Raw genomic sequence first — 12,126 nt, forward strand, 5'->3', positions numbered from 1 at the left:
GCTCAATGGCCAATCAGTGCAACGTCCCCAGCAGCTTCGGCAGCGAGGCAGAAAGCAGCGCCACGCCGGATGCGGTCAGCAGGCTCAGCACGATCCTGCGAAATGCGATCTCGCTGATGCCGATGTACAGCCGCGCGCCAAGGATGCTGGGCACCAGCATGGCCGGGCCCACCACCAGGAACATGGGCAGCATGTCGCGCGTGACGATGCCGGTGCCGACATAGGTCGCCATGGTCACCGCCAGCGTGGCCAGGTTGAAGTTCTGGATGATGGCGCGCTGCTCGTCCTTGGCCAGCCCGCGCAGGGTGCACCACAGCGTCGGGATGACGCCAGTAAAGCCGCCGATGCCGCCCATGATGCCCCCGGCCGCGCCGATCACGCCGTCAGCCACCCGCCCGCCGGCCCGGATGTGGGGTAGTTGCCTGGACATCAGCATCAGCGGACACCAGATGACCAGCAGCCCGCCCAGGCAAGCCTTGAACACACTGGGATTGAGCGCCGGCAAGATCGCCACGCCAATGGGAATGCCCAGGATGCCGCCGGCCACGAAGGGCAGCAACTGCCGAGGTGAAAAGCTGCGCCGCACCGTCACCGCCGCCACCACCTGGCCGGTCAGCGAGCCGAACACCGCCATCGCCGCGGCCAGGCGCGGCTCCACGGTCCAGACCCAGAAGGACATGGCCACCATGCCGAAGGCAAACCCGGACAAGCCTTGCACGAAGCCGGCCACGATGGCGCCCAGCGCCAGGATCAGGACAGGAAATTCCATCGGTAGCTCGAACGCCCGAAAGCCGGAAAGCCAGAAAGCCGCCCTATGCGGCACGAAAGCCGCAAACTATGCCGGGGATTGAGCGCTTTGTCACCTTCCGGTGGCCTTCGCGCCGCGTGCCTGCACGTCGAGCACCTTGGCCCGCGCCGCTTCGAAGCGCGCGCCCTCGGCAGCCAGCCAATCCTCCACCATGGCGATAGGCGGCGTCTGCCCATGCGCGCAGACGAAGAAGTAAGACGCCTGCGAGCGCGCATGGATGCCGAACAGGTCGACCAGGCGGCCGGCCTCGATATCTTCCAGCACCAGCGCCGAGCGCCCCATCGCGACGCCCTGCCCGGCCAGCGCCGCCCCCACGGCAAGCTGCGACAGGTTGAAGCGCTGGCCCGCGTCAAGTTCGCCCACCTCTGCCGCCACCCCCGCCACCTGCAGCCAGTGGCGCCATTCCTCGAAGGCTTGCGCGCCGTCCCACGGGCTCACGTCGTGCAGCAGCCAGGCCCCCCTCAGGTCCTGTGGCCTGCGCAACTCGGGATGCGCGGCCAGGAAGGCGGGGCTTGCCACCGGCAGCAGCCATTCGTCGAGAAACAGCCGGGCCTTGAGGTCGTCGTAGCCACCCAGGTCGAAGCGCACGGCGGCGTCAATGCCATCGCGTACCATCCGAGTGCGGTCCAGCGCGTGGAACTCGCCATAGACGCGCAGGCCCACCTCGGGGTGATCACGGAAAAAATCGCCCAGCCGCGGGGTCAGCCAGCGCATGGCAAACGACGGTGCGCAACTCAGCGCAATGGGGCCGGCCTCGCGCGGCTTGCGTAGCTGGGTGAGCGTGCCTTCGATGGCCTGGAAGGACTCGCGCAGCACAAAGCGCAACCGCTCGCCCTCGGGCGTCAGCACCAGCGCGCGCGGCGTGCGCAGGAACAAGGGCCGGTCCAGCCACTGCTCCAGCTGCTTCACCTGCTGGCTGACCGCGCCCTGCGTCACGCACAGTTCCGTGGCCGCGTGGGTGAAGTTGCAATGGCGCGCCGACGCCTCGAAGCAGCGCAGCCAGCTCAGCAAGGAAGACGATAACAAGGTGCTCATGACAAGGGGCTCATCAGTGGCCGCCGATACGCATGTCTGCTCTCAGCCAACAATTAGTAAAACTAATGCCTCACTAAGTATAAATGGATTGCCAGCGAATCCGCGCAGGCCAACAATGAAGTCACCCAGGAACCCGCAGCAGCCTATCCCTTTCTGATGAACCAGCCTTTAGCCACGAACCCATCAACCGCAACCGGCCCGCACAATGCCGCAGCGCTGCGCGCCAGCCTGGCCGCCGCCACGCCGTTGTTCTGGTGCAATCCGGCGCGCGCCGGGACGCCGCCGCCCGTCCAGGCCGCCGGCGAGCATAGCATTAGTCTAGCTGATGTCGAGGCTGCACAGGCGCGCTTTGCCCGCTTTGCCCCGCTGCTATCGGCGCTGTTTCCCGAGCTGGCCGAGACCCATGGCGTCATCGAGTCGCCCCTGGTGGCCGCGGCGTCGATGCAGGCGGCCCTTGGGCTGCCACACAGCCAGGGCCAGCTGTGGGTCAAGGCAGACCACAGCCTGCCGGTGGCAGGCTCCATCAAGGCACGCGGCGGCATCCACGAGGTGCTGGAATTTGCCGAGAACCTGGCGCTGCGCCATGGCCTGCTTGGCCCTGGCCACAACGGGCCGGAGCATTACCTGGCACTGGGGGAGCCTGCGGCGCGCGCCTTGTTCGGGCGCTACCAGGTGGCGGTGGGTTCCACCGGCAACCTTGGCCTGAGCATTGGCGTGATGGCCTCGGCGCTGGGTTTTCGCGCGGCCGTGCATATGTCTTCGGATGCAAAGGCATGGAAGAAGGCGCGGCTGCGCAACCGTGGCGTGGAAGTCGTGGAGCATGCTGGCGACTACGAGGACGCCGTCGCCGCCGGCCGCCGCCAGGCGCAGCAGGACGAGTTCACCTACTTCGTGGACGACGAGCGCTCGCTGTCGCTGCTGCTCGGCTACAGCGCCGCGGCGCTGCACCTGCGCCAGCAACTCGCCGCGCACGCGATCCGCGTCGATGCCGCGCACCCGCTCTTCGTCTACCTGCCTTGCGGCGTGGGCGGCGCGCCGGCCGGCATCACCTTCGGCATGCGGCAACTGTTTGGGCCGCACGTGCACTGCGTGTTTGCCGAGCCGACTCAGTCGCCCTGCTTCCTGGTGCAGATGATGGCTGGCGCAGGCAATCCGTCCGTCTACGATTTTGGCCTGAGCAACCGCACGCAGGCCGACGGGCTAGCCGTGCCGCGCGCTTCGGAGCTGGCCGCTGCCGTCATGCGCCCGCTGCTGTCCGGCGTGTACACGGTGGCGGACGATACCCTGTTCGAGCACCTGGCCATGGCATGGCGCACGCAAGGGCTGCGCATCGAACCCTCGGCCGCGGCCGGCTTCAGCGGGCCGCGCATGCTATGCGAGAGCCCGGCGGGGCGCGACTACCTGGCCCGGCACCAGCTCGAAGCCGCGATGCCGCAAGCCACGCATCTGGTGTGGACCACCGGCGGGCTGTTCGTGCCGCCAGCGGAGTACCAAGGTTTTCTGGACCAGGCGGCCGCGCTCGCGGCCTGAGCCGCTCACCGCCAGCATCCATCCCCCCATCGTCGCACGCAGGAGAGTCAGCATGAAACCCGTCCATACCTTCAAGCTTGCATGCCTGGCCGCCTGTTGCCTGGCGGTGCCCGCCGGCAGCGCGCTGGCCCAGGCCTACCCCACGCACCCGATCCAGATGGTGATCCCCTTCCCACCCGGCGGCGCGACCGATGTGATCGGCCGGCTGCTGGCCAAGAAGCTCGGCGACCACCTGGGCCAGACCGTGGTGATCGACAACCGGCCCGGCGCCGGCACCATCGTGGGCGCCGGCCTGGTGGCCAAGGCCGCGCCGGATGGCTACACGCTGCTGGTCAGCTCGGGCACCACATTCACGGTCAATCCGGCCATCCATCCCAAGCTGCCTTATGACCCGCTCAAGAGCTTCGAGCCGATCGGGCTGACCGGGCGCACCGGCCTGATCCTGCTGGCCAACCGCGATGTGCCGGTCAACAACCTCAAGCAGCTCGCGGCGGCGGTGAAGGCGACCCCCGGAAAATTCTCCTACGGCTCGTTCGGCACGGGTACCACCGCGCAGTTCGCCGGCGAGATGCTGCTGAACGATCTTGGCATCAAGATGCTGCACGTGCCCTACCGTGGCAGCTCGCCGGCCATGACCGACCTGATCGGCGGCCAGATCCCATTCTCGGTGGATACCGTCTCGGCCGCCGTGCCGCAGATCCGCGCCGGCAAGGTCAAGGCCATCGCGGTCACCACCGCCAAGCGCTCATCCTTGCTGCCCGACGTGCCCACCGTGGCGGAAAGCGGATACCCGGGTACCGATATGGATACCTGGCTGGCCGTGGTAGCGCCCCGCGGCCTGGCGCCCGAGGTGAAGGCGAAGCTGGAAAAGGCGCTGGCCGAGACCATGGCCGACCCGGACACGCGCAAGAAGCTGCTGGACAATGGCTTCGAGCCGTCCTACGGCACGGGCGCGGAGGTGACCGCGCTGATCACCAAGGAACTACCGCGCATGCGCGCCATTGCGCAGCGTGCCAACATCACGGCGGACTAAGCGCACCCAAATGGCCCGTGGCGGGCTCGGTTTGACAGCGCCCGCCTCCAGCCCACATCATCGCAAGCACCGCCGCCCCCGAGGCGGCGCCACGCCCTCCAGAACGATCCGAGACAGCCCAAGACAGCCCGACATATGACGCTCCCCGACTCCACTTCCGCCACCCTGCAGCTTGGCGCCTGCGCCGTCGTCGGCCAGCCCGCGGTGGCCATCGACACGCCGGCGCTGATGCTCGACCTCGATGCCTTTGAGCGCAACCTGGCGCAGATGCAGCAAGCCGCCGACCGCGCAGGCGTGCAACTGCGCCCGCATGCCAAGGCGCACAAATGCCCGGAGATAGCGCTGGCGCAGATCGCGCGCGGCGCGGTCGGCATCTGCTGCCAAAAGGTCAGCGAGGCGCTGCCCTTCGTGCAGGCCGGGGTCAGGGACATCCATATCAGCAACGAGATTGCCGGGGCGGCCAAGGCCGCGCTGCTGGCCCGCCTGGCGCGGCATGCACGGATGAGCGTTTGCGTGGATGACGCGCGCCAGGTCGCCGCGCTGGCGCAAGCCGCCGCGCAGGCCGGCAGCAGCATCGGGGTGTTCGTCGAGATCGACGTGGGCCAGGGACGCTGCGGCGTGGCCGACGCGCCTGCCGCGCTGCGCCTCGTCCAAGCCATCGGCGCGCACCCGCAACTAGCGTTCCGCGGCTTGCAGGCGTATCACGGCGGCATCCAGCATGTGCGCGATTATGCTGCGCGCCGGCAAGCTGCAGCCGATGCCGCGGCGCGTACCGCCAACATCGTCGCCGAACTGGCCGAGGCCGGCGTGGCTTGCGCCACGGTGACGGGCGGCGGCAGCGGCAGCGTGGAGTTCGACCTGAAGAGCGGCGTCTATACCGAAATCCAGCCCGGCTCCTACATCTTCATGGACGCCGACTACGGCCGCAACGACTACGGCGGCGCGCTGCGTTTCGAGCACAGCCTGTTTATCGCCACCACCGTGATGAGCGTGGCGGCGGCAACGCGGCCCTCGCCGCGCGTTGTGCTGGACGCGGGCCTGAAATCGATGGCGGTGGATTCGGGCCTGCCATTGGTGTGGGGCGCCAATGCCCAGGACCACGCGCTGGCCTATGTGGCGGCCAACGACGAGCACGGCATCGTCGAGCCCGTGCCCGGCACCAGCGCAGCGGGCCTGCCGGGCCTCGGCAACCAGGTGCTGCTGGTGCCTGGCCATTGCGACCCCACCCTCAACCTGTACGACGAGATCGTTGGCGTGCGCGGGCAGGCCGTGGCCTGCTTGTGGCCGGTGTCGGCGCGCGGGCTGAGCCGCTAGCGCGATCCGGATGCCACGCCGCCGCACCTGCCATGCCGGCGCGGCGCTTCCCCCTACCTGCCAGAGAATTCACCATGACCCAGACCGATAACCTGCTTGCCCAATCCGCCGTGGCGCTGCGCCGCCTGATCGGCAGCAAGGAGATCTCGCCCGTTGAGCTGCTTGAGGCGTGCATTGCCCGCATCGAGGCGGTCAACCCCTTTATCAACGCCATCACCGCCACCTGCTACGAGCGTGCCCGCGCAGAAGCCCGCGCGGCTGAGCGCGCCGTGCTCGACGGCGCGCCGCTGGGCCTGCTGCATGGCCTGCCGCTGGGCGTGAAGGACCTGGAAGCCACGGCCGGCCTGCTCACCACCTATGGCTCGCCGCTGTACCGCGACAACGTGCCCAGCGCCGACAACGTGCTGGTGGCCCGGCTGCGCGCGGCCGGCGCCATCGTCACCGGCAAGACCAACATCCCGGAGATGGGCGCGGGCGCCAACTCGCGCAACGCGGTGTGGGGCGCCACCGGCAACCCCTTCAACCCCAACCTGAATGCAGGGGGATCCTCGGGAGGCTCCGCTGCCGCGCTAGCGACCGACATGCTGCCGGTCTGCACCGGCTCGGACACCGGCGGCTCACTGCGCATCCCCGCCGCCAAATGCGGCGTGGTGGGCTTCCGCCCGTCGCCTGGCGTGGTGCCGAGCTCGCGCAAGCTGCTGGGCTGGACACCCATCTCCGTAGTCGGCCCGATGGGCCGCACCGTGGCCGATGCCTGCCTGCAACTGGCGGCCTCGGCCGGCGTCTCGGCCAGCGACCCGCTCACCTATGCGCTCGACCCGATGTCGTTCCTGCTGCCCGCCAATGTCGACCTGGGCTCGCTGCGGGTCGGCTGGACCGAGGATTTCGGCGTGTGCGCGGTCGACAACCAGATCCGGCAGGTCTTTCGCGACAAGATCGCCGCCATGCGTCACCTGTTCCGCAGTTGCGACGAGATCCAGTTCGACCTGGGCGAGGCGCACCGCTGTTTCGACGTGCTGCGCGCCGAGAGCTTTGTCGCCGGCATGCACGAGGCCTATCAGCGCGATCCGCAGAGCCTGGGCCCGAACACGCGCGCCAACTATGAGATGGGCGCGGCCATGTCGCTGGTCGACAGCGCCTGGGCGCAAGCCGAGCAGACCCGCATCCTGGGCCGCTTCCAGGCCGCCTTTGAAGACTACGACGTGATCCTGTCGCCAACCACGCCGGTGTCGCCGTTCCCGTGGACCAACCTCTACGCCGAGACCATCAACGGCGAAAAACAGGAGAACTACTACCGCTGGCTGGCCCCTACCTATGTGGTCACGCTCACCACCCACCCCGCCATCAGCCTGCCCTGCGGCCTGGACCATGCCGGCATGCCGTTCGGGCTGCAGGTGGTGGGCCGCTTCCGCGCCGATCACCATACGCTGGGCGTGGCGCATGCCATGGAGCAAGCCTTTGCAGGGTCGGAGGCACTGCGCCGTCCGCTGCCGCGGCTGGACCAGTTGCGCGCGGCGCAGCCCGGGCTGAAGTCGATCGTCACCGCGCCGCCGGTGCTGGATGGCTCGTCGGGCGGTGCCGCTTCGGTCTCGGCCGTCTAGCGCAGCCGCTGCCGCCCGCGCGCGCGGCAACAACGTGACGTGAAGCGAACGCCCCCGGCAAGGACTCCGCCTGTGCAAGTCCCCGGGGGCTTTGCTTCGAGCGCTCAGGCGGCAGCCCGCCCGGCGACGGCTCGGCCGCTGAGCCGTCTTCCGAAACAAGACACCGCTCTCAAATCTGATCCGGTCTTTTTCTGAGCCGTTGCTTCTGTTATCCACCGCAAGCTACCGGTAGCATGTTGTCCATGGCATGCCGCCAATCTCCCAGCCTCACTGCTGCCCCATCCATGGACATCCCTGCATCAAACCCGGCCGCCTCGGCGGGTTTCCTTTTGCGAGCCACATCCCCCGGCCTTTCGCCCCCTCAGTCAGCCCACGAAAAAGAGCACCTCTATGCGCTCGGCCTGTGGTCTACTCTATGTACGCGTGCGCCTGAAACGCAACGTGAATGGACCGCCCCCGAACTGGCCGGCCAAGCCTGTTCCCAATGCCCCACGGAGATCACGACATGTTTGGCTTGAGCGCGCTCGACCTGGCACGGATCCAGTTCGGCTTCACGATTTCCTTCCATATCATCTTCCCAGCCATCACCATCGGCATGGCGAGCTACCTCGCCGTGCTGGAAGGCTGCTGGCTGCGCACGCAAAACACGATCTACCGCGACCTCTATCACTTCTGGTCCAAGATCTTTGCCGTCAACTTCGGCATGGGCGTGGTGTCGGGGCTGGTGATGGCGTACCAGTTCGGCACCAACTGGAGTTTCTTCTCGGACTTCGCCGGCAGCGTGACCGGCCCCTTGCTGGCCTACGAGGTGCTGACCGCGTTCTTCCTGGAGGCCGGTTTCCTGGGCGTGATGCTGTTCGGCTGGAGCCGGGTCGGCCCCGGCCTGCATTTCTTCGCCACGCTGATGGTGGCGCTCGGCACCCTGATCTCGGCCACGTGGATCCTGGCCTCCAATAGCTGGATGCAAACCCCGCAGGGCTACGAGATCGTCGATGGCCGCGTGGTGCCGGTGGACTGGCTGGCGGTGATCTTCAACCCGTCGTTCCCGTACCGCCTCTTGCATATGAGCGTGGCGGCCTTTCTCGCCACGGCGCTGTTCGTGGGCGCCTCCGCCGCCTGGCACCTGCTGCGCCGGCGCGATAACCCGGCCATCCGCAAGATGCTGTCGATGGCCATGTGGATGCTGCTGATCGTGGCCCCGATCCAGGCCGTCATTGGCGACATGCACGGCATCAACACGCTCAAGCACCAGCCGGCCAAGATCGCCGCGCTCGAAGGCCACTGGGAAAACCGCGGCGACGAACCGCTGCCGCTGATCGTGTTCGGCTGGCCCGACATGGCGCGCGAGGAAACCCGCTTCGCGGTGGAAATCCCGCGCCTGGGCAGCCTTATCCTCACCCATAGCCTGGATGGCCAGATCCAGGGCCTGAAAGAGTTCGCGCCGCAGGACCGCCCCAACTCCACCATCATCTTCTGGAGCTTCCGCGTGATGGTGGGCCTGGGCATGCTGATGATCCTGCTCGGCCTCTGGAGCCTGCTGCTGCGCCGGGGCGGCAAGCTGTTCCACGCGCGCGCGTTCCTGCGCATGGCGCTATGGATGGGCCCGACCGGGTTGATCGCGATCCTGGCCGGCTGGTTCACCACCGAGATCGGGCGCCAGCCGTGGGTCGTCTACGGCGTGATGCGCACCGCCGACGCGGTCTCGCCGCACGGCGTGCCGGAACTGGCGTTCTCGCTCGCGCTGTTCGTGGTGGCTTATTTCTTCGTCTTCGGCGTGGGCATCGCCTACATGATGCGGCTGGTACGCAAGGGCCCGGTCGAGCATGAGGGCGATCCGGAACCCGACGGCGGACACGCTGTGGAAGGCACGCCGGCGCGACCGCTCTCCGCGGTGGACGATCCAGGCGATGTGCCTGGCGCGGTCGCTTCCACCAACCGCCTGGCCGATAGCAGGAGCTGATCATCATGGGCATCGACCTCTCTCTGATCTGGGCCGTCATCATCTTCTTTGGCGTGATGATGTATGTGGTGATGGACGGTTTCGACCTGGGCATCGGCATGCTGTATCCCTTCGTGCCGGACCGCCATGACCGCGACGTCATGATGAACACGGTGGCACCCGTGTGGGACGGCAACGAGACCTGGCTGGTGCTGGGCGGCGCGGGCCTGCTGGCCGCGTTTCCGCTGGCCTACTCGGTGGTGCTCAGCGCGCTCTACCTGCCGCTGATCTTCATGCTGCTGGGGCTGATCTTTCGCGGCGTGGCGTTCGAGTTCCGCTTCAAGGCCAATGACCGCGAGCGCCACGTCTGGGACAAGGCGTTTATCTGCGGCTCGCTGGTGGCGGCGTTCTTCCAGGGCGTTTCGCTGGGTGCGTATATCGACGGCATCAAGGTGACCGGGCGCACCTTCTCGGGCGGCCCGCTGGACTGGCTGCAGCCCTTCCCGCTGTTCTGCGGCATTGGCGTGGTGGTGGCGTACACCGTGCTGGGCAGCACCTGGCTGATCATGAAAACCGAAGGCAAGCTGCATGAGCGCATGCTGGAGCTCACCGGCAAGCTGGCCTGGGTGTTGCTGGCTGTCATCGCGGTCATCAGCATCTGGACGCCGCTGTCGCAGCCGCGCATTGCCGAGCGCTGGTTCAGCCTGCCCAACCTGTTCTGGTTCTCGCCGGTGCCGCTGCTGGTGGCGTTTGCCATGTACCGGCTGATCCGCTCGTTGCAGCAGCATGCGCACCTGGCGCCGTTCATGTACACGCTGGCGCTGGTCTTCCTGGGCTATAGCGGGCTGGCGATCAGCGTATGGCCGAATATCGTGCCGCCGGATATCTCGATCTGGGACGCCTCCTCGCCAGCGCAAAGCCAGGGCTTTGCGCTGGTGGGCGCGCTGTTCATCATTCCCTTCATCCTGATGTACACGGTGTGGGCCTATTACGTGTTCCGAGGCAAGGTGAAACACGGCGAGGGCTATCACTGATGCCAGCGACGCAGCACCGCCGGCGACCGCCGGATGATGCGCCCAGGCCGTGGCTCAAGCGGGTCGGCTGGATGGTGCTGATCTGGGTGGCCAGCGTGGCCGCGCTGGGCGTGGCGGCTTTACTGCTGCGCCTGCTGATGCGGCTGGCAGGCATGCATAGCTGAGGGGCGTTTGCGGCCCGGCGCCCCGGCATCTGCGGGGCGCGATCCTTTGACCGTTGACCGTTGACCGTTGACCTTTGATCCTTGACCCTCAGCGGCTCACGCCGAAAGTCCACCATCCACGCCAATGCTCTGGCCGTGGATAAAGCGCCCGGCTGGCGATGCCAGCAACACCGCCAGCCCCGCTACATCCTTCGCCTCACCGATCCGCCGCATGGGAATTGCGGCGGCCAGGCGTGCCTCCTGTTCGGGGTTACCCCATAGCGCCTCGCGCGAGAACTCCGTGCGCACCGGCCCGGGGTTGATCGCATTCACGTTGATCCCCTTCGGCCCGAGCTCCAGCGCCAGGCTGCGCACCGCTCCGTCCGTTGCGGCCTTGGTGATGCTGTACATGCCGAGCATGGCCGAGCCGCGCTTGGCGGCGATGCTCGACATGAAGATGACGGCACCGTCACCACGCTCGATCATCTGCGGCGCCAACGCATTGACCAGCACCAGGTTGCCTCGCACATTGCCCGCCATGGCCTGCTCGAACACTTCCGGGCCCTGGCTCAGCAGCGCGCCCGCCGTGCCGCTGCCCGCCGCGTTCAGCACCAGCGCATCCACGCGGCCGTAGGCGTCCAGCGCTTGCCTGGCAAACGCCTGGACGCTCTCCACGTTGCCGATATCGCAAGCGATGCCCTTGGCCTTGAAGCCCTCGCCCTCCAGTGCGGCCGCTACCGCCTGGGAAGCGGCCTGGTCACGGCCGGATACCACGAGCGCGGCGCCGGAGGCGCCCAGCGCGCGGGCCATTTCCAGGCCCATGCCCTTGGTGGAGCCGGTGATGACGGCAACGCGGCCGGTGAGATCGAACAGGTTCTGCATGACGGATTCTCCTGATACAGAGGAAAAGAAAAGCGACGCTGCCCGCATCTGCGATGCCGCGCGGCGACGCCGGTTTAAATGATGATCAACATCTATTGAATAAATTATGGTCGTCATATAAAATCCGGTCAAGCAAAGTTTCAGCAGGAGAGATCAATATGGCGCGCGCATCACGAGAGCAGGCCGACAAGCATAGGGAAGCCATCGAGCAGGCCTCCTCCAAGCTATTCCGCGAGCGCGGCCTGAACGGCGTGAGCGTGGCCGAACTGATGGCCGGCGCCGGCCTCACGCACGGTGGCTTCTATGGGCACTTCTCGTCCAAGGACGCGCTAGCCGCGCTGGCGAGCAAGCGCGCCTTTGAGGAATCCGCGCAGCGCTGGTCGCGCCGCATCGAACGCGCCAAAGGCGACAAGCAAGCGATGCGCGCCAACCTGGTGGAGGCCTACCTCACCACGGCGCATTGCGCCAACCGCGGCGAAGGCTGCGCGGCGGTGGCACTCGCTGGAGACATTGCTCGCGAGCCGGCGGACAAGCCGGTGCGCCAGGTCTACATCGACGGCTTCAAGGTCATGGTCGATGACTGGATGAAGACGGTCGAGCACGCCGACCCGGCCGAGCGCCGCAAGCTGGCGCTGGGACAACTGGCCATGCTGGTGGGCGCCATGACGCTGGCACGTGCCACCGAGGGCGATGCCCTTTCCGAAGACATCCTGGCCGCGGCGCGCGACATGCTCCTGGGCCCGAATCCGCAGTAACAGCAAGGGCCAGCGCCCCAAGACAAACCAAACGCCCCCCCCCGGAACCCGA

At 67.3% G+C, this 12,126-nt stretch carries 11 protein-coding genes; 8 read left to right on the top strand and 3 right to left on the bottom strand.

The genetic code is table 11. The annotated features are described in order from the left end of the window. Nucleotides 1–13 precede the first annotated feature (13 nt). Together AC07XB_RS20510 and AC07XB_RS20515 are read right to left on the bottom strand one after the other, a co-directional pair. Nucleotides 14–769 (bottom strand): sulfite exporter TauE/SafE family protein, encoded by a 756-nt coding sequence (locus tag AC07XB_RS20510; RefSeq protein WP_492371982.1) that lies wholly within the window; start codon nucleotides 767–769, stop codon nucleotides 14–16. A gap of 90 nt (nucleotides 770–859) precedes the next feature. After that, nucleotides 860–1,843, bottom strand: a complete 984-nt coding sequence (locus tag AC07XB_RS20515; RefSeq protein WP_492831479.1) for a LysR substrate-binding domain-containing protein — start codon at nucleotides 1,841–1,843, stop codon at nucleotides 860–862. Between the two features lie 156 nt (nucleotides 1,844–1,999). Here AC07XB_RS20515 and dsdA point away from each other — a divergent pair, with 156 nt between their 5' ends. The 7 genes from dsdA to AC07XB_RS20550 all read left to right on the top strand — a co-directional run bounded on the left by dsdA (nucleotide 2,000) and on the right by AC07XB_RS20550 (nucleotide 10,458). After that, nucleotides 2,000–3,373, top strand: coding sequence for a D-serine ammonia-lyase (gene dsdA, locus AC07XB_RS20520; protein ID WP_492807232.1), 1,374 nt, complete (start codon nucleotides 2,000–2,002; stop codon nucleotides 3,371–3,373). A gap of 52 nt (nucleotides 3,374–3,425) precedes the next feature. Continuing rightward, on the top strand, nucleotides 3,426–4,406 hold the full coding sequence (locus tag AC07XB_RS20525) for a Bug family tripartite tricarboxylate transporter substrate binding protein (RefSeq protein WP_150985594.1): 981 nt from the start codon (nucleotides 3,426–3,428) through the stop codon (nucleotides 4,404–4,406). A 135-nt stretch (nucleotides 4,407–4,541) separates the two neighbouring features. Continuing rightward, nucleotides 4,542–5,720 (top strand): DSD1 family PLP-dependent enzyme, encoded by a 1,179-nt coding sequence (locus AC07XB_RS20530; RefSeq protein ID WP_492831478.1) that lies wholly within the window; start codon nucleotides 4,542–4,544, stop codon nucleotides 5,718–5,720. Nucleotides 5,721–5,794: 74 nt separating this feature from the next. Next, complete coding sequence (locus AC07XB_RS20535; protein WP_492807228.1) at nucleotides 5,795–7,321, top strand: amidase; 1,527 nt, start codon at nucleotides 5,795–5,797, stop codon at nucleotides 7,319–7,321. 505 nt (nucleotides 7,322–7,826) lie between these two features. Beyond that, nucleotides 7,827–9,281, top strand: coding sequence for a cytochrome ubiquinol oxidase subunit I (locus AC07XB_RS20540; RefSeq protein WP_492831477.1), 1,455 nt, complete (start codon nucleotides 7,827–7,829; stop codon nucleotides 9,279–9,281). Between the two features lie 5 nt (nucleotides 9,282–9,286). Then, nucleotides 9,287–10,294 (top strand): cytochrome d ubiquinol oxidase subunit II, encoded by a 1,008-nt coding sequence (cydB, locus tag AC07XB_RS20545; RefSeq protein ID WP_492371989.1) that lies wholly within the window; start codon nucleotides 9,287–9,289, stop codon nucleotides 10,292–10,294. Then, nucleotides 10,294–10,458: a DUF2474 domain-containing protein gene (locus AC07XB_RS20550; protein ID WP_492371990.1), complete on the top strand. Its 165-nt coding sequence runs from the start codon at nucleotides 10,294–10,296 to the stop codon at nucleotides 10,456–10,458. Before cydB ends, AC07XB_RS20550 begins: the two co-directional genes overlap by 1 nt. 96 nt (nucleotides 10,459–10,554) lie before the next feature. Here AC07XB_RS20550 and AC07XB_RS20555 read toward each other — a convergent pair whose 3' ends face one another. After that, entirely contained in the window at nucleotides 10,555–11,319 is a 765-nt protein-coding gene (locus AC07XB_RS20555) for an SDR family NAD(P)-dependent oxidoreductase (RefSeq protein WP_174423665.1), read from the bottom strand. 158 nt (nucleotides 11,320–11,477) lie between these two features. Here AC07XB_RS20555 and AC07XB_RS20560 point away from each other — a divergent pair, with 158 nt between their 5' ends. Continuing rightward, nucleotides 11,478–12,074, top strand: coding sequence for a TetR/AcrR family transcriptional regulator (locus tag AC07XB_RS20560; protein WP_492831476.1), 597 nt, complete (start codon nucleotides 11,478–11,480; stop codon nucleotides 12,072–12,074). The last annotated feature ends 52 nt before the right edge of the window (nucleotides 12,075–12,126 follow it).

The sequence above is a fragment of the Cupriavidus sp. GW821-FHT02F09 genome (genome assembly GCF_059421605.1).

What these genes read in the sequence shown, in the direction of transcription:
- AC07XB_RS20510 (WP_492371982.1), bottom strand. Translation starts at nt 769, where the DNA reads ATGGAATTTCCTGTCCTGATCCTGGCGCTGGGCGCCATCGTGGCCGGC.
- AC07XB_RS20515 (WP_492831479.1), bottom strand. Translation starts at nt 1,843, where the DNA reads ATGAGCACCTTGTTATCGTCTTCCTTGCTGAGCTGGCTGCGCTGCTTC.
- dsdA (WP_492807232.1), top strand. Translation starts at nt 2,000, where the DNA reads ATGAACCAGCCTTTAGCCACGAACCCATCAACCGCAACCGGCCCGCAC.
- AC07XB_RS20525 (WP_150985594.1), top strand. Translation starts at nt 3,426, where the DNA reads ATGAAACCCGTCCATACCTTCAAGCTTGCATGCCTGGCCGCCTGTTGC.
- AC07XB_RS20530 (WP_492831478.1), top strand. Translation starts at nt 4,542, where the DNA reads ATGACGCTCCCCGACTCCACTTCCGCCACCCTGCAGCTTGGCGCCTGC.
- AC07XB_RS20535 (WP_492807228.1), top strand. Translation starts at nt 5,795, where the DNA reads ATGACCCAGACCGATAACCTGCTTGCCCAATCCGCCGTGGCGCTGCGC.
- AC07XB_RS20540 (WP_492831477.1), top strand. Translation starts at nt 7,827, where the DNA reads ATGTTTGGCTTGAGCGCGCTCGACCTGGCACGGATCCAGTTCGGCTTC.
- cydB (WP_492371989.1), top strand. Translation starts at nt 9,287, where the DNA reads ATGGGCATCGACCTCTCTCTGATCTGGGCCGTCATCATCTTCTTTGGC.
- AC07XB_RS20550 (WP_492371990.1), top strand. Translation starts at nt 10,294, where the DNA reads ATGCCAGCGACGCAGCACCGCCGGCGACCGCCGGATGATGCGCCCAGG.
- AC07XB_RS20555 (WP_174423665.1), bottom strand. Translation starts at nt 11,319, where the DNA reads ATGCAGAACCTGTTCGATCTCACCGGCCGCGTTGCCGTCATCACCGGC.
- AC07XB_RS20560 (WP_492831476.1), top strand. Translation starts at nt 11,478, where the DNA reads ATGGCGCGCGCATCACGAGAGCAGGCCGACAAGCATAGGGAAGCCATC.